We start from the raw sequence: 20,663 nt of genomic DNA, 5'->3' as shown, positions 1-20,663 counted from the left end.
CGTCCGTTCGAGTGAATCCGACACGCTGACCTGGTCCTCCGAGGGGCGTACGCCGTTGCACCGAACGGCGCACGAGGGTGCGTCCGAACGAGCGGAAGGCCGGCGCGCCGCACCCCGGAAGGGGCGGCGCGCCGGCCTCGGAAGGACCACGATCCGGCGTGCGAGATCAGGCGTTGATGCAGGTGTTGCCGAAGGCCGGGTTCAGGGCGCCGAAGACGTTGACGGTGTTGCCGCAGAAGTTGATCGGCACGTGGATCGGAACCTGGACGACGTTGCCGGACACGAAGCCCGGGGAGGCCACGGCCGCGCCCTCGGCGTGCGTGTCGGCAGCGGCGACGCCGGTGGCACCCGCGACGGACGCGGCGACGCCCACGGACAGGACTACAGCCTTCGCGATACGGGACATGGAGAAGCACTCCTCGATTGTGTTCGGACCGGTCGAATCAGACGGTCGGCGCGGACGGTTTCGCCACGCTCCCTCAACAACGCCTCCGTATTACATCGGTTGCTCTCCCGAACGGGTGACGTTCAACCGATCTTTGGGCCATAGGAGGGCCATTCGAGCGAGCGGGCCGGGAATGGCGCAACACGCTCAACGAGGAACCTGCCGAGCCGATACGGGAGTTAGCGTTCGCGAGCATCTAATGCTTACTATCGCCCCGCGTCAGGGTTATAACGGTAACGGTCCCGAACGTTGCTTCCCGTCCCGCCGCGCGTTCACTCATTTCGTACGGCCGACTCCTTCCTCTCCCCCGGTCTTCACGGGTCTTCCCTTCCTTCTCTCATCAAAGCGGAGAACCTGTATGCGGAATTCAGCGGTTCTTGCTGTGCGCCGCGGTCTGTCGTGCGCCCCGTCGTGTACGGCTCCGTCGGCGGCACGGCCGGCCACGGCGGACGGCGCCGAAATCTTCGAGACCACAATTCCCGAGGGGCTGATCTCCGGTTCCGCCCATTCGGCGAACGACCCCCTGGGGTACGACTCCGACGTCTTCGACCGGCTCGGGACGTGTTTCCGCCGGGCGGACGTCCGGCGCTGACGTGCTGTCCCCACGGGAGTCGGACTCCCCTTCCCTCACCGTGCTGCACGCGGTCCAGCCCGGCGACGGGGGTGTCGCCCGGGTCGTCACCGACCTGGTCCGCGCCCAGCTCGCCGCCGGGCTGCGGGTCGAGGTCGCCTGTCCTCCGGACACTCCGCTCGCCACGGCCGTCCGGGCCGAGGGCGCCGGGCTGTCCGTGTGGCGGGCGGGCCGTGACCCGGACCCGCGCCTGGTCCGGGAGACCCGCGACCTCGCGCGGCTGATCCGTACGCTCCGCCCCGCGCTGGTCCACGCGCACAGCGCCAAGGCGGGGCTGTGCGCCCGACTCGCTCTGCGGGGGCGGATCCCGACGGTGTATCAGCCGCACGCCTGGTCCTTCGAGGCGGTCGACGGGACGGTCGCCGCGCTGGCCGGCCTCTGGGAGCGCCGGGCGGCGCGCTGGACGCACCGGGTCATCTGCGTCAGCGACGCCGAACGCCGCACCGGCGAGGAGGCGGGCGTCCGGGCGGCCTGGTCGGTCATCCACAACGGCGTGGACGTGGCGCGGTTCGCGACCGAACCGACGACCGGTGAGACAGCACATCCGTCGGCGCCCGGTGCGGCCGACGGCTCCGGCGGCGACGGGCCCCTCGTCGTCTGCGTCGGGCGGCTCTGCCGGCAGAAGGGGCAGGACGTGCTGCTCACCGCCTGGCCCGCCGTCCTCGCCGAGATCCCGACGGCCCGGCTGGTCCTGGTCGGCGACGGGCCGGACCGCGAGCGGCTGCGGGCGGCGGCGCCGCCCTCGGTGCGGTTCGCCGGGGCCGTCGACGACACCGCGCCCTGGTACCGGGCGGCCGATCTCGTCGTGCTGCCCTCCCGGTGGGAGGGCATGGCGCTCGCGCCGCTGGAGGCCATGGCGAGCGGCCGGCCGGTCGTGGTCAGCGATGTGGACGGGGCGCGCGAGAGCCTGCCGCCCGGCCACGCACCCCTGTGCCTGGTCCCGCCCGAGGACCCGGCCGCGCTCGCCGCCGCCGTCGCCCGCCTTCTCGGCGAGCCGGAGCTGCGGCGATCCCTGGGCCACCAGGCCCACGAACACGTACTCAGCAGATTCGATGTGCGGCGCACCGGCGCGGCCGTCGCGGACGTGTACCGCGAGCTGGCCGGAGTGCGGTGCACCGAGCACAGAGAGCCGATTTCGCCGTGACCACGGAAAGCACCAGCGTCCCTTCCTCACCGGGCCCCTGGCCCCCGGCGGGCCAGGGGCACGCGCCCGGCCTCACCTCCCTCGCACCGCCGCGCGGCGCGCCGGACCGGCTGGCGCTGCCGCCGCGCCGGCCCGCTCCGCCGCGTACGGCCGCCGTCGCGCTGATCGCGGCCGACGGCCTCGCCGTGCTGCTCGCCGCCGCGCTGCTGCCCGAGCCGCACCGCGACCTCCGGCTGCTCCTGCTGGTCGCCGGGTGCGTGCTCCTGCTCAACGGATACGCGGGGCTCCACCGGCCTGGTCCCCTCCCCTCCGTACTGGACGAGCTCCCCGCGCTCGCCGCCCGTGCCGCGGTCGCCTGGTGCGCCGGGGCGGCCGTCGTCGCCGCGTACTCCCCCGCCCTGGCGATCGGTCCGGGCGCGCTCTGTTCCGCGTACGCCACCCATCTCGTCGCCGTGTGCGTGGGCCGCGGGGTCGTGCACGCGCGCAGGCGCCGCGAGGCGCGGGCGCATCCACGGTCGGCGTTGGTCGTGGGCTCGCCCACTGCCGCGCGCCGGTTCGCCGCGGCGGTGGCGCAGCATCCGGAGTACGGCATCAGGCCGGTGGGGATCGTCGGCTCGCGGCCGGACGGGGAGCCCGGCCTTCCGGTCCTCTCCTCGGCCGAGGAGATCCACCGGGCGGTCATCCAGAACACCGTGCGCGACGCGGTGTTCCTCACCGAGGACAGCAGCCTGGTGACGCTCTTCCAGCACTACGGCTGCACCACCTGGCGGGTGGGCGGCGAGCCGCACGACGGGCCGATGGGCGACCACCTGTGGGGCTACGGCTGCCGTCGTCTTGTCCCCCTGGCCGAGCGGCGCGGGCTGACCGCGAAGCGTGTGCTCGACGTGGTGCTTGCCGGTCCCGCGCTGGCCCTGGCCCTGCCCGTGCTGCTGCTGTGCGCGCTGGCGGTACGGCTCTCCGACGGGCCCGGGGTGCTCTTCCGCCAGGAGCGGGTGGGGCAGCACGGGAGGCTGTTCACCCTGCTGAAGTTCCGTACGCTGCGTCCGGCCGACGAGACGGAGTCGGCGACCCGGTGGAGCGTCGCCCACGACCGGCGGATGAGCACGGTCGGCAGCTTCCTGCGGCGCAGTTCGCTGGACGAGCTGCCGCAGCTGTGGAACGTGCTGCGGGGGGACATGAGCCTGGTCGGGCCCCGGCCCGAACGGCCGTACTTCGTCGCCCAGTTCAGCCGGATCCACGCCGGTTACGCGGACCGCCACCGGATGCCGGTCGGGCTGACCGGCCTGGCGCAGGTGCACGGGTTGCGCGGCGACACCTCCATCGAGGACCGCTGCCGCTTCGACAACCACTACATCGATCACTGGTCGCTGTGGCAGGACGTTCGCATCCTGCTGCGGACCGCGGCCGGCCTGGTCCGACCGGCGGGGAGTTGATGATGGCGACGGCCGTGACGGTGCCGGCGGCGGCGGAGCGGTGGGAGGTACGGGACTGGGCCCGCAGGGCCTGGTCCCTGTCGCCGGTCCTGGCGGTGATCGCGCTGCTGCTCGTCCCGGCCATCGGTGGCGCCGAGGGGGGCACCGGGGGGACGGGGACGCTCGCGGACGCGGCCTCGGGCCTGCTCGTGCTGATCTCTCTGGTGCGGGTGCTGCGCAGCGGCGCCCGGCCGTTGACCCGGGCGGCGGCCGTCGTCCTCGGGCTGCCGGTCCTGGGGATCTGCCTGGCGGCGATCACCTCGAACGACCCGGCGGCGAGCCTGCCGGGCGTGGCCCGCTACGTCCAGGTCTTCGTGCTCGTCCCGGCGGCCGTGGTGCTGATGGTCCGTGACCGGCGGGACTTCGCCGTGGTCGCGTGGGCGCTGGTGGGTCTGGCGCTGCTGCAGGGCGCGGTCGGGGTCACGCAGTACCTGACGGGGACGGGCGCGTCGTACATGGGCGAGGACGTCCGGGCGGTGGGGACGTTCGGGCCGACCGATGTGATGGGGATGGCGACGGTCGTCTCGTACGGCCTCGTCGTCGTCACCGGGATCGCGCTGGGCAGCGGGCGCGGGCGGGTGCGTACGGCGGCTCTGGTCTGTGCGGGCCTGCTGTTCCTGCCGTTGGTGCTCTCGTTCAGCCGGGGGGCGTGGATCGCGACGGTGCTCGCCTGCGCCATCCAGCTGGTGCTCTCGGGGCCGCGTCGGGCGGCGCGGGTGGCGCTCGTGGTGGGCGCGCTCGCGGTGGTCCTGGTCGGAGGGCTCGGCGTCGGTTCGGCGATGGTGAAGGAGCGGGCCGGCAGCATCACGCAGGTGGCGGCGGCGCCCGACCAGTCGGTGACGGACCGGTACACGATGTGGGCCGCGGCCGGGCGGATGTGGCGCTCGGAGCCGCTGACCGGGGTGGGTCTGAAGGGGTTCCCGCAGTACCGCGACGCGAACGCCTCGCTCGCGCTGTCCTCCGGCAGCGACACGGCGGGTGCGGGCGCCGCCTTCCAGCGCCAGCCGCTGCTGTCCCCGCACAACATGTACCTGCTGGTGCTCAGCGAGCAGGGCCTGGTGGGGCTCCTCACGGTCGCGGGCAGCTGGGTCGCGCTGCTGGTGGCGGCGTTGCGGCGGCGCGCGCGGGAAGCGCGGGGCGCGGGGGGCGGGGACTGTGCGCTGGTCGCGATCGGGTTGCTGTCGTGGCAGCTCGTCGACTTCCTCTACGCGGACATCGGCGGGCCCTCGACGGTCCTGCTGTCGGTGGTGTTCGGCCTCGCGGCGTGGTGGTCGCTCGCGGAGGTGAAGCGTGCGTGACCCCTGGGGCGGGGAGGCGGAGTCCACGGACCGTGCACGGCCTTCGGAGAACCTCGGCCAGGAGTCCGACGCGGGGGCGGGTGACCACGAGGGGGAGCCGGGCGCGCACTCGGACCCGTGGTCCGTGACCGATCACGCGACGACGTCGACGTCGACGTCGGGCGCGCACTCGGCGTCGGGCGCGCACTCGGCGTCGGCCTCGGGCGCGGGCTCGGCCTCCACCTGCGGCGCGGGCGCGGGCTCGGCCTCAAGCGCGGGCAACTCGGGCGCGGGCTCGGGCTCGGCCGCCCGTGCCACCTACGCCGGAGGCGGCTGGCGCTGGGCCGGAACGGCGTGCCCGGCGCCGGGGGCTCCGCCCGCCCCAGCAGCCCGGGCGCGTCGGCCTCTGACCGCCCACCGCCCGGACCCCGCGCCCCCGCCCGCGCCCCCGGCCGGGGACCGGTTCGACGGGTCCAAGCCCCCGCGCGGGGCGCACGCGCGGCGCGCGCGGGGGCGCACCGCCCCGGGCGGGTTCCTCGCGCGGGCCGCCGCCGTGACCGCCGGGCTCACGGCGGCCGGGGCCGTGCTCGGACTCGTACGGGACCAGATCCTGGCGCACTTCTTCGGCGCGGGGGCCGAGACCGACGCGTTCCTGGTCGCCTGGACCGTGCCCGAGTTCGCCTCGACGCTGCTCATCGAGGACGCGATGGCGCTGATCCTCGTGCCCGCGTTCAGCCGCGCCCTCGCGCGCCGCACGAGCAGCCCGTTCGGGGACCCCGTCCGTACGCTCGTCCGCTCCACGCTGCCCCGGCTCGCGCTCGCCATGAGCGCCGTCGCCGGGCTCCTCGTCCTCGCCGCGCCGGCCCTCGTCGGCGCGCTCGCCCCGGGCCTCCCGGACCCTCGGCTCGCCATCGACTGCACCCGGCTGACCGCGACCTGTGTGCTGACCTTCGCACTCGCCGGCTACTGCTCCGCCGCTCTGCGCGCCCACGGCTCCTTCCTCCCGCCGGCCGCCATCTACGTCGCGTACAACGTCGGGATCATCGGCACGATCGTCGTGCTGCGCGAACCCTTCGGCGTACGGGCCGCCGCCATCGGGGTCGCCGTCGGCGGCGCGCTGATGGTGGCGGTCCAGGCGCCGTATCTGATCCGGGAGTTGCGTGCCCGTCCCGTACCGAAGGGCCACGGGCCGGCCGGGAGGAACGACGGGCGCCTGCTCGTCCTGGGACTGATCGCCCCCGTCATCGTCTTCGCGGTCTCCCGTCAGTCCCAGATCCTCATCGAGCGCTTCCTCGCCTCGCCCCTGCCCTCCGGCGCCATCTCGCATCTGAACTACGCGCAGAAGGTCGCGCAGATGCCGATGATCCTCTCCCTGATGCTGTGCACGGTCAGCTTCCCCGTCGTCGCCCGTGCCATGGCCGCGGGCGACAAGGACGGCGCCCGCCACCGCGTCGAGCGGGATCTGCTCCTGGCCGCCGTCGTCGTCCTCTTCGGCACCTCGGTCGTGATCGCCGCCGCCCCGCAGATCGTCGAACTCCTCTTCCAGCGCGGCGCCTTCGACGCGGACGACACCGCCGCGACCGCTGCCGTGATGCGGGTCTACGCCCTCGGCCTGCTCGGCCAGACGACGGTCGGCACGCTGGTCCGCTGCTACTTCTCCGCCGCCCACCCCCTCTGGTACCCGGCCGCCGCGATGGCCGCCGGCCTCGCCGTGACGGCCGTCGCCGGAGTCTTCGGCGCCGGGCTGTGGGGCACCGTCGGCATCGCCGCCGCCAACGCCCTCGGCATCACCGTGACCGCCGTGATGCTGCTGCTCGGTGCCCGTCGCCAGGCCATCCCTGTCCGCATCCGCTACCTCGGGGAAGGGCTCCTGCGGCTGGCCACCGCCGCCGCCTGGGCCACCGGAGCCGGCTGGCTCTGCTCGCTGTGGGTCGGCCCCGCGTTCCTCTCCCTCGCCGTCGCCGCCCTCGTCTCCGGCTCCGTCTTCCTGGTCTTCCTCGCCTGCGCCTCCCGTGCGCCGGACATCCCACCCCTCACCCGCACCGCATCACGAAGGCTCGCCCATGCCCGTTGCCACGGCGCCCCGCGCCGCCTCGATTCGTCGACTGCTGCCGAAGCCGCCCCCGTGGGTGGTGATGTACCACTCGATCGCCGACACCACGGATGATCCGTACCGGGTGACGGTCTCCCCCGTCCGCTTCGCCCGGCAGCTGCACTGGCTGAACGACCGGGGGCTGCGCGGTGTGTCCGTGCGGGAGCTGCTCGCCGCGACCGCCGCCGGCCGGGAAAAGGGGCTCGTCGGCCTCACCTTCGACGACGGGTACGCCGACTTCGTCGACTCGGCGCTCCCGCTGCTGCGCCGCCACGACTTCACCGCCACCGTCTACGTGCTGCCCGGCCGCATCGGCGGCGAGAACGCCTGGGACGGCGACGGCCCGCGCAAGGCCCTGCTGACGGAGGACGGCATCCTGCGCGTGGCGGAGGCCGGCATGGAGATCGGTTCGCACGGACTGCGGCACGTCTCGCTGCCCACCGTCGACGACGGGACCCTCTCCGAGGAGACGCGGGGCAGCCGCGACCTCCTGGAGGAGATCACCGGCGCGCGGGTGGACGGCTTCTGCTACCCGTACGGGCACGTCGACGACCGCGTGGTCGCGGCGGTACGGGACGCGGGTTACCGCTACGGCTGCGCGATCGACCCCGGGCCGCTGACCTGTGCGCACGCGCTGCCCCGTGTCCACATCGACGAGCAGGACACCCCTTGGCGCCTCACCGCCAAGCGGGTCCTGCACCCGCTGCGCCGCCGCCGGCCGAGCAACCTCGTCCAGGAGTTCTCGTGAAGGTCCTGCACATCATCACCGGCCTCGGCATCGGCGGCGCGGAGCAGCAACTCCGGCTGCTGCTGCGCCATCTGCCCGTACGGAGCGAGGTCGTCACGCTCACCAACCCGGGCGCCGTCGCCCGCGGCCTCGCGTCCGACGGCGTGCCGGTCGTGCATCTGGGGATGACGGGCAACCGGGATCTGGGCGCGCTCCCCCGGCTCGCGGGGATCGTCCGCAGGGGCCGGTACGACCTCGTCCACACCCATCTGTACCGGGCCTGCGTGTACGGCAGGATCGCCGCCCGTCTCGCGGGGGTACGGGCCGTGCTCGCCACCGAGCACTCCCTGGGCGACACCCAGATCGAGGGCCGGCCGCTCTCGGCGGGCACCCGCGCCCTGTACCGGGCCACCGAGCGGCTCGGTACGTCGACGGTCGCCGTCTCGCCCAGCGTCGCCCGCCGCCTGGAGAAGTGGGGCGTGGCCCCCTCCCGTATCCATGTCGTCCCGAACGGCATCGAGCGGGAACGCTTCGGCCACGACGAGGACGCCCGGCGGATGACGAGGAAGGTGCTCGGTCTGCCACCGGACGCGTTCGTCGTCGGCGGTGTGGGGCGGCTCGCGCCCGGGAAGCGCTTCGACCGGCTCGTCCGCGCGGTGGCGTCGGTGCCGGAGGCGCGGCTGCTCCTGGTCGGGGAGGGCGAGGAGCGCGAGCGGCTGCTCGCCACGGCGCGGGAGTGCGGGGCGGGCGGGCGGGTGCTCCTCGCGGGCGCCTGCGAGGACCCGCCGTCCGTGACGTCCGCGGGCCCCGGCCTGCCGTCGCTCCTCGCGGCGATGGACGTGTTCGTCTCCACCTCCCCCGACGAGTCCTTCGGTCTCGCGGTCGTCGAGGCGCTGGCCGCCGGACTTCCGGTGCTGTACGTGGCGTGCCCGGCGATCGACGACCTGCCGCCCGACGCGGCCCCGGGGGCGCGTCGGATCGGCGCGTCCGTACCCGAACTGATCTCGGCGTTGCGCGGCATCCGGGACGCCCGCCTCGCCCGGCTGCCCCAGCCCGAGGCCGCGCGCCGCTACGACATCGCGCAGAGCGCGCGGCAGTTGATGTCCCTCTACGAACAGGCCGTCCACGGCGCCCCTCTCCTCACGAAGTGAGACACCCATGAGCCCCAGCACACTGCCCTTGCAACGCTCGCCCCTTCTGAAGGCCCTGCGCACGCCGCGCCGCTGGTGGGTGCTGCCCGCCTCCGTGCTGGTCGGCGCCACGCTCGGCGGCGGGTACGGGACCCTGAAGGCACCCGAGTACGCGGCGACGAGTTACGTCATCGTGGTCCCCGGCGAGAAGTCCGACCCGGCCGCCGCGCTCGGCTTCGCCCAGGCGTACGGGCGGGTCGCCACCGACATCGCGGTGACCGGCGACGCGCAGGTGTGGGCCGGAGTCTCCACCGAGACCCTGCGCTCGAGCGTGCAGGCGGCGACCTCTCCGGACGCGCCGATGATCTCGATCACCGCGCGGGCGGCGAAGCCGGGGCGGGCCGTGTCGATGGCGGACGGCGTGGCCCGCGCCCTGATCGTCAACAGTTCGCACGTCGCCGGGAACACGGGTGTGAAGGTCGTCCAGTTCTCCCGGGCGACCCAGCCGGTGGAGCCGGTCTCGCCGTCCGCGCCGCTCTCCGCGCTGGTCGGCGGCTGCGCGGGCGGCCTGCTCGGCGCTCTGGTGCTGCTGGTGCGGCCGAAGCGCGCGGTGCGTGCCGAGGCGCGGCACTCGCGGCAGACCCCGTCCGCCGCCGTTCCCGGCCCGGCGGCCGGCACGCACCAGCCGGAACCGGAGGCGGTGTGACCCTGAGCGAGCTGCGCACACAGGTCTGCCGGGACGGCGAGGAGTTCGGTGAGCTCGACGAGGAGTGGGCGTCGCTGTACGCCCGTTGTTCCACGGCCACCCCGTTCCAGTCCCACTCCTGGCTGCACTCCTGGTGGGTGTCGTACGGCAGGCCGGGCGCGCTGCGTGTGGTGCTCGTACGGCGGGAGGACGGCGAACTGGTCGCGGCGGCGCCTCTGATGCGCGCCCGGGGACCGCTCCCGGTCCTCACCCAGCTGGGTGGTGCGATCACGGACTTCACGGACGTCCTGCTCGACGACGCGTGTCCGGAGGCGGCTCCCGCGCTCGCCGGGGCACTGGCACGGGTGGCGCGGGGCACGGTGGTCGACCTGCGCGAGGTGCGGCCGGGGGCGTCGGCCGAGCAGGTCTTCGCCCGCTGGCGCGGTCCGCGCCGGCGGCTGGCCGACTCGCTCTGTCTGGAACTGCCCGGGGTGTCGATGGACGACCTGATCGCCCGCATGCCGTCGAGCAGGGCCCAGCGCGTGCGCGCCAAGCTCCGCAAGCTGGACGCCCTCGGCATCGACGAGCGCGTCGTGCCGGGCGAGGAGGTACCGGCCGCCCTCGAACGGCTGCTGACCCTCCACCAGCTCCAGTGGCAGGGGCGGGGCGTCACCGTCGAGCACACCAGCGACCGGTTCGCGCAGCATCTGGCGCGGGCGGTGCGGCCGATGGTCGAGTGCGGGGACGCGAGGGTGACCGAGTTCCGGCTCGCGGGGGACATCGTCGCGGCCGATCTGACGCTGATGTCGCCGCGGCTCGTGGGCGGGTATCTGTACGGCGCGGATCCGGTGCTGCGTGCGCGGAAGGTCGACGTGTCGACCATGCTGCTGCGGCACGGGGCGCGGGAGACGAGTGCGAGCGGGCGGGCGACGCTGAGCCTGTTGCGGGGCGCCGAACCGTACAAGCAGCACTGGCGTCCGGAGACCGTCACCAACCAGCGGTTGATGCTGGCGGGGCGGGGGGCGGCTCCGCTGCTGTGGCTGCGGGCGGGCGCGGCGGGCGGCCGGCGCTGGGCGGCCCGGCAGGCGCGGGAGCGGGCCTGGGTGGGGCGGGCGGTCGGGCGGGTGAGGGCGTGGGGAAGGACGAACGGCGGCGGAGGATGATCTCCTCCGCCGCCGTGGGGGCCGGGTCCCGTTCGCCGATCAGGTGATCAGAAGGGCCAGTTCTCGCTGTCCATGATGACCTCCCAGGGCTCGGGCTCCTCGGTGTCGTCGTCGATGTCGGCCTCGAACTCGTCCCAGTCGGTCTTGGGAACGCAGACCGGCCCGCCGACCAAGTCCTCCAGCCAGGAACCGAGGTTCACGTTCCAGCACTCCGGCTTGGGTGCCGGCTTCGGCTTCTCCGGCTTGGGTTCCGGCTTCGGCTCGGGCTTCGGCTTCTCCGGCTTCGGTTCCGGCTTGGGCTCGGGCTTGGGTTCCGGCTTCGGCTTCTCCGGCTTCGGTTCCGGCTTGGGCTCAGGCTTCGGCTTCTCCGGCTTCGGTTCCGGCTTGGGTGCCGGCTTCGGCTCCGGCTTCTCCGGCTTCGGCTCGGGCTTGGGTGCCGGCTTCGGCTCAGGAATCGTCGGGGTCTCCGGCTCCGCCGGGACCTCGGGTGCCTCGGGTGCCTCGGGTGCCTCGGGCACCTCCGGGATCTCCGGGATCTCCGGGATCTCCGGGATCTCCGGGACCTCCGGGACCTCCGGGACCTCCGGGACCTCCGGGATCTCCGGGATCTCCGGGATCTCCGGGATCTCGGGTACCTCGGGCACCTCAGGATCCGTCGGGACCTCCGGGACCTCGGGCACCTCCGGGATCTCGGGCTCCGTCGGCTCCATGCCGTACAGCATCTTCCGGAACACCTGCGACGACTTCGGATTGTCGTCGCACTGCCAGACGCCGTGCGGGCAGTAGTCGGTGATCGTGTGATACAGCGGCTTGTGCTCGTTCATCCATTCGAGCATCCGCCGCATGTACTCGGCGTTGTCCCCGTTCCGGAAGAGCCCCCATTCCGGATAGGAGATCTGCTTGCCGTGCTCGGCCGCGAAATCCACCTGTTTCCGCAGCCCGTACGGCTCGTTGACGTGCTGGTCGAAACTGGATCCCGGCGGCTGGTCGTACGAATCCATGCCGATGATGTCGACCACGTCGTCACCCGGATAGCATTCCGTCCACGGAATGGCGTCCGTCCCGCGACTCGGATTGAAGTCGAAGCGGAACTCCTGGCCGGGAACGGACCGCATGGCGGTGACGATCCGGTTCCAGTACTTCTTCCACGCCTCGGGGTCCGGTGCGCACCGGTGCGTGTACGTGGTGCCGTTCATCTCCCAGCCGAGGACGATGACGGTGTCTTTCGCGTCCAGATCCACCAGACGCCGCGCCAGCGTCCGGAAGTGGTGGTCGTAGTACCCCGCCGCTCCGAGCTGCAGCTGGCGGCGCACCTCGTGGTCGGAGACGCCGGCCTCGTTCCGCTCCAGCATCGGCACGTTCAGCACGAACAGCCGGTCTTCTCGCTCGTTGCGCCAGTCCGCCCAGGCGTTCAGGAAGCCCGGGGGGCCTTCGATGTTCGACCAGAGGTCGCCGGGGAGGTAGGTGTGGCCGACCCGGAGCTCCCGCCCGCCGAGCCACCGCTCCAGCTGGCCGATCCGCCCGACGCCGACCGGCCCGGATTCGAGAAAGGCGCCCATCGCGGTGGACAGGGTCGGCTGGGGATTCCGTGTCGTGACGGATTCGGCGGCGTGAGCCGGAGAGGACAGCACGACCGAGCCCGAGGCGAGGAGACCTGCGGTGAACACCCCCAGCCACACACTCGACATTCTTCGATTTCGGTAGGCCATGGCCACTCCTTCACTGTCCGCACCACTCGATGGACCGCCAGTCTGATTCTCCGAAAGTATTCCTAATGAGCCGACGGTGAACGCCGCCTCGATCTGATGCGTAGTCCATTGGTGTATTTCATCGCCCAGTTGGGGCACTGAGACGAGGAAACGGGTGGGCCCGACGGGACGTCAGCCCCTGCCGACGGCCCGTCCGGACATGACGAAAGGCCGGTCCCGCAGAACGTCCGAGACGTCCTGCGGGACCGGCCCTGAGAAAAACGTCAGGCGTTGATGCAGACGTTGCCGTACGTCGGGTTCACCAGGCCGACGACGTTGATGGAGTTGCCGCAGAAGTTGATCGGAATGTGGATCGGAGCCTGGACCACGTTCCCCGCCAGCAGGCCCGGCGAACCGTACGCCCCGCCCCACGCACCGGCGTCCGCCATCGCGGGGGAGGCGGCACCCAGAGCCATGAACAGACCGGCGACGACGACCGCAGCCTTCTTGCACTTCATTTCGTCAGAGTCCTTTCCGCGGCGGACGGAATTTCACGTATCTCGCGAATCGCCGGCGCATTACAGCCGACCGGCCTCCACCGCACACATCACAACGACCATGCCACGAAAAGGAAACCGACTTATCGCCGACCGAATCGTATTCACCCCATTGCGCTCGCCGCCCCGAGCAGTCGGCGCAGTCAACGCGGCCAGACGGGCGTCGCCATCAGACGCTCCCACTCATGGTCCGGCATCCCCGGCACCGTACGGCCCGCCAGGGCCCATTGCTGGACCAGCGAGGAGTAGACGGGGAAAGGTCCCCGGTCGGCGGGTGGCGGCGGGTCCACCACATAACGGCTCTTCGGAATGAAGGCCATCCGCTCCCATTTCCCGGGATCGGGCGCCATCTTCCCCTCCCATCCACTGCGGTTCCCTTATCATTCCACAGACCCCGCAGGAGAGTGATTCGACCGGCCCACGCCGCGTCGCGAACCTGTGTACGACGGACAACGGCATATCGTGCGGGCGTTCTCAATTCCGAGCCGGTGGAGTCCGCCCGTGTCTCTCAGGAAATTGCCCCGCCCGCGCCGGCTGGTACTCGCCACGGCCGTGTTCACCGTCCTCGCCTCCGGGGCGGTCGCCGCGGTGCCGACCGCCCTCCCCTCGCCGGACCGCGGGCTCAACATCCTGGTGGTCGGTGTCGACAGCCGGGCGGGCCTCACGGCAGAGGAGCTGCAGCGCTACCGCGCCGGCGGCAAGGGCTGCGACTGCACGGACACGATGATGCTGGTGCACGTCTCCGCCCGCAACGACCGGGTCAGTGTGGTGAGTCTGCCCCGCGACTCGCTCACCGAGTTCCCCACCGAACACGTCGACCAGCGCACCGGCACGGTGCACGCCCCACACCCGGCGAAGATCAACGCCGCCCACACGGAGGGCGGTCCGGCGTTCACGATCGAGGCCGTCGAGCGCATGACGCACACACGCGTCCATCGGTACCTGGAGATCGACTTCCGGCGCTTCATCGACGCGGTGGACCAGGTCGACGGCGGAGTGCCCATTTGCACCGTGGAGCCGCTCAAGGACCCGGTCACCGGAATCGACCTGGCCCCCGGGACGAAGAACGTCGAGGGCGGGGAGGCGCTGCAGTACGTACGGTCGCGGCGCGACGGGAAGCTGGACTTCGGCCGGATCCAGAAGCAGCAGACGTTCGTGGTCAACATGCTGAAGACGATCCGGGCGGACCTGCCGGACGATCCCACCCGGCTGCCACGCCTGGCCGCGACGCTGCGGGGCACGGCCAGGACGGAGCGTTCGCTGTCCGTGATCGAGATGCTGAGGCTCGCCGCCCGGCTCCGGAACATCGCCCCCGACCGCACCGAGTTCGCGACCGCACCCGCCCTCCGCTTCCGCACCGTCGCGGGCGTGGGATCCTCCGTCGTCTGGGACGAGGAGCAGGCGGCGGAGGTCTTCGCGGCGCTGCGCGCCGACCGGCCACTGCCGGCGGCCCGGCGGACGCAGACGAGCGAGATCCCCAAGGGTCTCGGCGATTACCGGCCCATCGACGGCGCCTCGCTCGTCTGCCCGTAGTCCGTCCGCTCAGCGCGCGAGCGTGCGGGCCAGCTCGGCCGGGTCGGTCGTCGGCGCGTCGCAGGTGAAGTGACGGCAGACGTACGCGGCCGCTCCCCCGTCCACCAGCGGGCGGTCCTTGAGCAGCGGGAACTCCTCGCTGTCCGGCGCGCCGAAGGCGACGACCGCGCCGGGGGTGGGGGCCAGCAGGGCGGTACGGCGCAGGGCCTCGGCGGTGTCGTCGCCGGGGGCGCCGACCACCGCGATCTCGCGCGGCCCGTCGAGCAGGGCCTCCGCGGTGGCCAGGCCCCAGCCGATGAAGCGGGGGGCTCGCGGACCCAGTGCCTTGACCACGCCGAGAGCGCCCTCGGCGGCCGAGCGGTGTGCCTCGGAGCCGGTGTGGGCGGCGTAGGAGAGCAGCGCCCCGGCGGCGGCCGTCCAGCCGGACGGCGTGGCGTTGTCCGTCGGGTCCTGGGGCCGGCGGATCAGCGCCTCGGCATCATGAGCCGTGTCGTACAGCGCGCCGCCCTCGGCGACGAACTGGTCCAGGACGATGTCGAGCAGGAATCCGGCGAACTCCAGCCAGACCCCCTCCCCCGTGACCCCGGCGAGTGCCAGGAACCCCTCGGCGACATCGGCGTAGTCCTCGAGGACCCCGGCGTGGGCGCCGGCCTGGCCGTCCTTGGAGGTACGGGCCAGCCGGGCGTCCGCGCCCATGTGCAGCCGTACGAGCAGATCGGCGGCCTCCGTGGCGCGCTCGACCAGGTCGGGCCGGTCGAAGAAGGCGCCGGTCTCGGCGAGCGCGGCGATCGTGAGACCGTTCCAGGCGGCGACGATCTTGTCGTCGCGGCCGGGGCGCTCGCGCCGGTCGCGGGCGGCGAGCAGGCGCTCCTTGATGGACGAGATCCTGTCGGCGTCCGACACTCCGGCGTCCTGCGGCAGCTGGAGGACGGAGGCGCCCTCCTCGAAGGTGCCGTCCTCGGTGACACCGAAGTAGGAGGCCGCGTAGGCGGCGTCGTCCGCGCCGAGGGCGGCGGTCAGCTGCTCCGGGGTCCAGACGTAGTACGCGCCCTCGACGTGCCGTCCCGTGCCTCCCCCAGAGCCTTCGGCCTGGGGGTGCCCCCATCCGTCTTCGACGGCGGAATCGGCGTCCAGCGCGGAGGCGAAACCGCCCTCCGCCGTGCGCATTTCCCGGACCAGGAAGTCGGCGGTCTCCAGGGCGACCCGGCGGGCCAGGTCGCTGCCGGTGGCCCGCCACAGGTGCGCGTACACCCGGCACAGCAGGGCGTTGTCGTACAGCATCTTCTCGAAGTGCGGGACGATCCACTCGCGGTCCACGGAGTAGCGGGCGAAGCCGCCGCCCAGCTGGTCGTAGATCCCGCCGCGGGCCATCGCCTCGCAGGTGTCGGCGGCCATCTGCAGAGCGCCCTCGGCTCCCGTACGGGCGTAGTGGCGCAGCAGGAACTCCAGCACCATCGACGGCGGGAACTTCGGGGCGCCGCCGAAGCCGCCGCGCGACGCGTCGTACTCCCTGGTCAGTCCGAGCAGGGCCTGGGCGAGCTCCTGCTCGCCGGGAACGCCGTCGCCGCCGAAGGCGAGGGAGCGCGCGGAGAGGTCCTTGACGATGTTCCCGGCGACCTCGCCCACCTCGTCGCGGCGCTCGGTCCAGGCGCGGGAGACACCGTCGAGGACGTCGCCGAAGGAGGGCATCCCGTGCCGGGACTCGGGCGGGAAGTACGTACCGAAGTAGAACGGCTCGGCATCAGGGGTGAGGAAGACCGTCATCGGCCAGCCGCCCTGGCCGGTGGCCGCCTGGACGGCCTCCATGTAGACGGCATCGACGTCGGGTCGCTCCTCGCGGTCGACCTTGACGGCGACGAAGTGCTCGTTGACGTAGGCGGCGGTGGTGTCGTCCTCGAAGGATTCGTGCGCCATCACATGGCACCAGTGACAGCTGCTGTAGCCGACGCTGAGCAGCACGGGCACATCGCGGCGGCGCGCCTCCTCGAAGGCCTCGGCCGACCACGGCCACCAGTCGACCGGGTTGTCGGCGTGCTGGAGGAGGTACGGGGACGTCTCATGGGCCAGTCTGTTCGGCATTCCTCCATCCTCCCGCACACGGCGAAGCCCCGCCCGGACGCCACGGGTGGGCGGCGCACGAACGGGGCAGTGATACGGGGAACGGCCCCGTTCCTCGCACTGGCTCTGCGAGGAACGGGGCCGCTCAGCGGCGAACCTGACGTCAGCTGTTGATGTCGGTGTTCCCGTTGTCGTCCAGGATGTCGATGAGGTCCGACAGCGGGTTGTTCTGCTGCTGCTCCACCGAGTTCTGGGTGCAGGTCATGTTCTGCTTCGGGCTCAGAACGTCGTCCACGTTGACGGCAACCAGGTTGATGACCGGCACCTGAGCCGTGATGTCCTGGACATCGAAGCAGTGCAGGACGCCACCGTTGACGAGGCCGAAGTTGGGGCTCATGTAGCCACCGGTGGAGTTGCTACCGATCTGCTGCTTCGACTGGTTGCCGATGAGGTTGGTGCTGTTGCCATCGTCAGTCGCCGCAGACGCCGTGGCAGCGGACATACCGACGACGGAGGCCGCAACTGCCGCAGTGGCGAGAACCTTCTTGATCACGAGATTTCCTTCTTGAGCTGGAGGGCCCTGGAATGCTCCGTTACCGAAGCATGCTGATCAACTGCCGGAAAATGGATTGGTTCCGGCTGATCACCCGGATGCGCTATTCGGCAGATGAACGCCATCGGACGCGATCTCGAAGGGCACATGTTCGGTACGGCCCGAGCCCCTGCGGGGCCGGGCGGAACACCGGTCGGCCGCTCCGATCCCTCGCGCCCACGCGCGTCACGCAGGACACTTGTTCGCGGAAGCGGAAGCTCTCGGAGGGGGACGCACATGCGGGACAGCCACCGGGCCGAAGCCGAACGGCTGTTGGCGCGCGCCGTGGAGGAGGAGGTGCGGCGCTCCGGGGGCCGCGTCGACTCCACGGCGCTGCTGGCGCGCGGCCGGGCCGCGCTGGACACCATGGCGGCGGCTGCGGGCGAGGAGTACGCGGAGTATCTGCGCGCCCTTGAGGAGGCGGAGGCGGGGCAGCGGTCACTGGCGGACCGGTTCAGCGGGGACGCGGTGGGAACCCCCGCGCTGGTCACGGCCGTTGCGGCGGTCGCCGCCTTCGGAGCGGACCTGGCCCTGGGCACGGCCACCGGGACGGCGCTCGGCGCCGGGGCCGTGGTGGCGGTGGCCGGCGCGGCGGCGACCGTCCTCAAGGTGACCGCGGCGCACTGGCCGGCCGCGCACCGCAGGGCGGGCGCCCTCGGGCAGCCGGGCGGCCTCGAGCAGCTGCGGCTGCAGTGGCTGACGGCGCTGGAGGTACGGGGTGTGCGGCCGTTCCTCGATCAGCAGCGGGTGCTGTTGGCGAGCACGCAGAAGCCGCCGCAGAAGGTCGTGGCGCAGCTGCGCGGCGCGGACCGCAGCGCGGCGGCCCGCCGGCGAACCGTCCTTGAGCAGTCGTTCGGCCATCTGCCGGACCCGGGAGGGGCCTTCGTGGGCCGGCGCACCGAACTGGCCCAGATCACCCAGTGGGTGCAGGCGGGCCGGGCGTCGACGCGGACCCGGCCGACGGTGGTGATGCTGTACGGGGAGCAGGGCGCGGGGCGCACGACCTTGGCGGTACGGGCGGCGCACGCGCTGCGGGACCAGTTCCGCGGGGCGTGCGTGGTGGACCTGCGCGGCGGCGGGACGCGCGGCGAGAAGCCGCTGTCGACGCGGGAGGCGCTGCTGCACCTGCTGAACCGGCTGGGCGCGCCGCGCGAGCAGCTGCTGTTCCGCGAGCGGTCCTCGGCTGACCAACAGGTGCGCAGGCTGGCGGAGTTGTACCACCAGCATCTGACCGGGCTGCCGGTGACGGTGATCCTGGACGACGCGGTGGCCGCGGAGCAGGTCCGTACGCTGCTGCCGGAGCGCTCGGACAGCCTGGTGCTCGTCACCTGCCGGGAGCCGCTGGAGCTGGGGGACGACGTCCCGGCGGCGGTGCACCGGCTGCCGGTGGCGGCGCTGGACGCGGCCGGGGCGGAGGAGCTGCTGCGGGAGGCGGCCGAGGAGCCGGACTCCGGACCGTACGGCTCCGAGGCCTTCGACCGGGTCCGGGAGCTGTGCGAGGGTCTGCCGCTGGCGTTGCGGGTCGCCGGTTCCTCGCTGGGCCGCCGCTCGATGAGCGATCTGGCACACCTCCTGGAGCGCCCGGGCTGGGGCCCCTCGGCCGTCGAACGGGCCTTGTGCGTCCGGTACTTCACGGATCTCGACGAGGACGGGCGACGGCTGCTGCGGCGGCTCGCGCTCGCCGGGCGTGCCTCGCTCGGCGCGGCGGCGGCCGGGGCGCTGCTCGGGGGCAAGCAGGACGGGGCCCGGCTGCTGCGGGAGCTGGCCCGGGCCGGTCTCCTGGACCACGTCCGGGGCGGTGTGGGCGGAGAGCGCTACCGGCTGCACGACTCCGTGCGCGGGTTCGCGGCGGCCCGGCTCCAGGACGAGGAGGACGCGGCGGAGACCGCGGCCGCGCAGGAGCGGCTGATCCAGAACTACGCGGAGCTCGCGGACGCGGTGATCCGGATGGTCGACGGCAAGATGTCGACCAGGGCGGACCGGTTCGGCGGGCACGGCTTCGGGTCGCTGGACGCGGCCCTGCGCTGGCTGGACGACGAGTCGAGCTTCATCACGGCGGCGCTGCGGCACGCGGAGGGCGTCGACCAGCAGACCGTGCTGAACCTGCTCGGCGCGCTCTGTGACTACTGCCTGCTGCGCGGCGACCTGTACCGCCTCGGCGAGATCAACGAGCTGACCGACGCGGTCGGCCAGGGGCTGCTCTCCCGGTCGGTGCAGTGGCGGACCGGTATCGCGGCCCGGCAGCTCGGCGAGCTCGACAAGGCGCGCACCACGCTGACCTCGGTGGTCTCCCTCTATCAGGAGGCGCACCAGGACGCGGGGGCCGCGCTCGCGCTCTGCTCGCTCGGGATCACCCTGCACCACCAGGGCAATCTGGCGGAGGCGTCGGTGAAGCTCCGCGAGGCGCTGGCGCTCCAGGAGCCGGAGTCGCTGGCCGCCGACCGGGGCTGGACCCTGCACGCGCTGGCGGCGGTCGAGCGGGACCGGGCGAACCTGGCCGAGGCTCTTGACCTGCTCCGCACGGCCCTGGAGCTGCACCGGGAGAACGAGTCCCTGCACGGCGAGGCCTGGGCGCACTTCCAGCTGGGTCAGGTCTGTCTGCGCATGGGTGACGTGGAGCGGGCCGACACCGCGCTGCGCGCGGCCCTGGACCTGTACGGCCGTACCCGCGACGGGCGCGGCGAGGCGTGGGCGCTGACGCAGCTGGCCCGGGCGCGGCTCGTCGAGGGCGAGATCGTGCCGGCGGTGGACGGCCTGCGCCAGGCTCTCTCCCGCCATCGCGACCAGGAGGACGCGCGGGGCGAGGCGTGGACGCTGTACTACCTGGGGCACGCGCTGGAGGAGCGCGGCGATCTGGATCAGGCGGTACGGGAGCTGGAGCGGGCGCGCACGATGTTCTCCCGGATGCGGGATGTGTACGGGCTCGCCTGCGCGCGGCACCACTCGGGCCGGGTCACCCGTGACCAGCGCGCGGCCCAGACGGGCAATCTGCGCAATTCAGGCTTCGCCCGTCAGCTTCTGGTGGACGCCCGGGCGGACTTCCACCGCATCGGCGTGGCCCACGGCGAGGCCTGGACGTGTCTGGAGCTGGCGATCGTCGACGCCGGGAACGGCAAGGTCGCGCAGGCCGTGGAGCTGTGCGGGGAGGCGGTCGGGCTCTTCCTGTCGTACGGCGACCGGCGCGGCGCCGACTGGGCCCGCTTCCTGCGCTGCACGCTGCTCCCGTACGCCTCGCCGGGCGGTGTCGAGGTGGGCACGGCCGTCGCCCAGGAGGAGCTGGCGCGGCTGATCGAGGACCGCCACCCGACGCGGGACGGGAAGCTGGAGGACTGCGCGGAGGCGTACGCCCTGGTCCTGGAGCGGGGCGTCCAGCTCGACACGGGCTGGCAGGCCTGGGACCTGGGCATGGTTCCGAACCGTCACGCCCGCGAGGTGATGGGCGTGCCGGTGGAGGTGGCGTGAACCGGGC

Annotated in this window: 15 protein-coding genes and 1 pseudogene; 10 read left to right on the top strand and 6 right to left on the bottom strand. The window is 72.8% G+C overall.

The window, feature by feature from the left end; translation table 11 throughout:
- Positions 1 to 166 precede the first annotated feature (166 nt).
- Positions 167 to 406, bottom strand: coding sequence for a chaplin (locus ACFYV5_RS29620; RefSeq protein WP_389173400.1), 240 nt, complete (start codon positions 404 to 406; stop codon positions 167 to 169).
- A gap of 632 nt (positions 407 to 1,038) precedes the next feature.
- On the opposite strand from ACFYV5_RS29620, the gene ACFYV5_RS29615 reads away from it, so the two are divergent.
- The 8 genes from ACFYV5_RS29615 to ACFYV5_RS29580 are packed head-to-tail and all read left to right on the top strand — an operon-like array spanning position 1,039 to position 10,766.
- Positions 1,039 to 2,220, top strand: coding sequence for a glycosyltransferase (locus tag ACFYV5_RS29615; RefSeq protein WP_389173398.1), 1,182 nt, complete (start codon positions 1,039 to 1,041; stop codon positions 2,218 to 2,220).
- Positions 2,217 to 3,653 carry a sugar transferase gene (locus tag ACFYV5_RS29610; protein ID WP_389173396.1) on the top strand — a complete coding sequence of 479 codons (1,437 nt, stop codon included), beginning with the start codon at positions 2,217 to 2,219 and terminating at the stop codon, positions 3,651 to 3,653. Before ACFYV5_RS29615 ends, ACFYV5_RS29610 begins: the two co-directional genes overlap by 4 nt.
- 2 nt (positions 3,654 to 3,655) lie before the next feature.
- Positions 3,656 to 4,990 (top strand): O-antigen ligase family protein, encoded by a 1,335-nt coding sequence (locus ACFYV5_RS29605; protein WP_389173394.1) that lies wholly within the window; start codon positions 3,656 to 3,658, stop codon positions 4,988 to 4,990.
- On the top strand, positions 4,983 to 7,136 hold the full coding sequence (gene murJ / locus ACFYV5_RS29600; RefSeq protein ID WP_389173392.1) for a murein biosynthesis integral membrane protein MurJ: 2,154 nt from the start codon (positions 4,983 to 4,985) through the stop codon (positions 7,134 to 7,136). The genes ACFYV5_RS29605 and murJ overlap by 8 nt, the downstream gene beginning before the upstream one ends.
- Positions 7,105 to 7,809 (top strand): polysaccharide deacetylase family protein, encoded by a 705-nt coding sequence (locus tag ACFYV5_RS29595; protein ID WP_389173390.1) that lies wholly within the window; start codon positions 7,105 to 7,107, stop codon positions 7,807 to 7,809. Before murJ ends, ACFYV5_RS29595 begins: the two co-directional genes overlap by 32 nt.
- On the top strand, positions 7,806 to 8,939 hold the full coding sequence (locus ACFYV5_RS29590; RefSeq protein WP_389173388.1) for a glycosyltransferase: 1,134 nt from the start codon (positions 7,806 to 7,808) through the stop codon (positions 8,937 to 8,939). Before ACFYV5_RS29595 ends, ACFYV5_RS29590 begins: the two co-directional genes overlap by 4 nt.
- A 7-nt stretch (positions 8,940 to 8,946) precedes the next feature.
- Positions 8,947 to 9,624: a lipopolysaccharide biosynthesis protein gene (locus ACFYV5_RS29585; protein WP_389173386.1), complete on the top strand. Its 678-nt coding sequence runs from the start codon at positions 8,947 to 8,949 to the stop codon at positions 9,622 to 9,624.
- Positions 9,621 to 10,766: a GNAT family N-acetyltransferase gene (locus ACFYV5_RS29580; protein WP_389173384.1), complete on the top strand. Its 1,146-nt coding sequence runs from the start codon at positions 9,621 to 9,623 to the stop codon at positions 10,764 to 10,766. The genes ACFYV5_RS29585 and ACFYV5_RS29580 overlap by 4 nt, the downstream gene beginning before the upstream one ends.
- 710 nt (positions 10,767 to 11,476) lie before the next feature.
- Here ACFYV5_RS29580 and ACFYV5_RS29575 read toward each other — a convergent pair.
- From ACFYV5_RS29575 to ACFYV5_RS29565, 3 genes and pseudogenes are all read right to left on the bottom strand, one after another.
- Positions 11,477 to 12,475 (bottom strand): annotated as a pseudogene (locus ACFYV5_RS29575) (glycoside hydrolase family 26 protein); the annotation flags it as partial.
- A gap of 263 nt (positions 12,476 to 12,738) precedes the next feature.
- Entirely contained in the window at positions 12,739 to 12,972 is a 234-nt protein-coding gene (locus ACFYV5_RS29570; protein WP_389173382.1) for a chaplin, read from the bottom strand.
- 182 nt (positions 12,973 to 13,154) lie between these two features.
- Positions 13,155 to 13,361 carry a hypothetical protein gene (locus ACFYV5_RS29565; RefSeq protein ID WP_355105575.1) on the bottom strand — a complete coding sequence of 69 codons (207 nt, stop codon included), beginning with the start codon at positions 13,359 to 13,361 and terminating at the stop codon, positions 13,155 to 13,157.
- Between the two features lie 151 nt (positions 13,362 to 13,512).
- On the opposite strand from ACFYV5_RS29565, the gene ACFYV5_RS29560 reads away from it, so the two are divergent.
- Positions 13,513 to 14,544, top strand: coding sequence for an LCP family protein (locus ACFYV5_RS29560; RefSeq protein WP_389173380.1), 1,032 nt, complete (start codon positions 13,513 to 13,515; stop codon positions 14,542 to 14,544).
- Positions 14,545 to 14,553: 9 nt separating this feature from the next.
- On the opposite strand, the gene ACFYV5_RS29555 is transcribed toward ACFYV5_RS29560, so the two are convergent.
- Positions 14,554 to 16,623, bottom strand: a complete 2,070-nt coding sequence (locus tag ACFYV5_RS29555; protein ID WP_389173378.1) for a thioredoxin domain-containing protein — start codon at positions 16,621 to 16,623, stop codon at positions 14,554 to 14,556.
- Positions 16,624 to 16,765: 142 nt separating this feature from the next.
- A complete protein-coding gene (locus ACFYV5_RS29550) occupies positions 16,766 to 17,155 on the bottom strand; it encodes a rodlin (protein WP_355105569.1) in 390 nt (129 codons plus the stop codon).
- Between the two features lie 276 nt (positions 17,156 to 17,431).
- Between ACFYV5_RS29550 and ACFYV5_RS29545 the strand changes: the two genes are divergently transcribed.
- Positions 17,432 to 20,656, top strand: coding sequence for a tetratricopeptide repeat protein (locus tag ACFYV5_RS29545; protein ID WP_389173375.1), 3,225 nt, complete (start codon positions 17,432 to 17,434; stop codon positions 20,654 to 20,656).
- The last annotated feature ends 7 nt before the right edge of the window (positions 20,657 to 20,663 follow it).

Source organism: Streptomyces sp. NPDC003035 (assembly GCF_042888285.1).
GTDB lineage: Bacteria > Actinomycetota > Actinomycetes > Streptomycetales > Streptomycetaceae > Streptomyces.
Note: the sequence above shows the minus strand (reverse complement) of the source record. Positions and strands in the feature narration are given on the sequence as shown.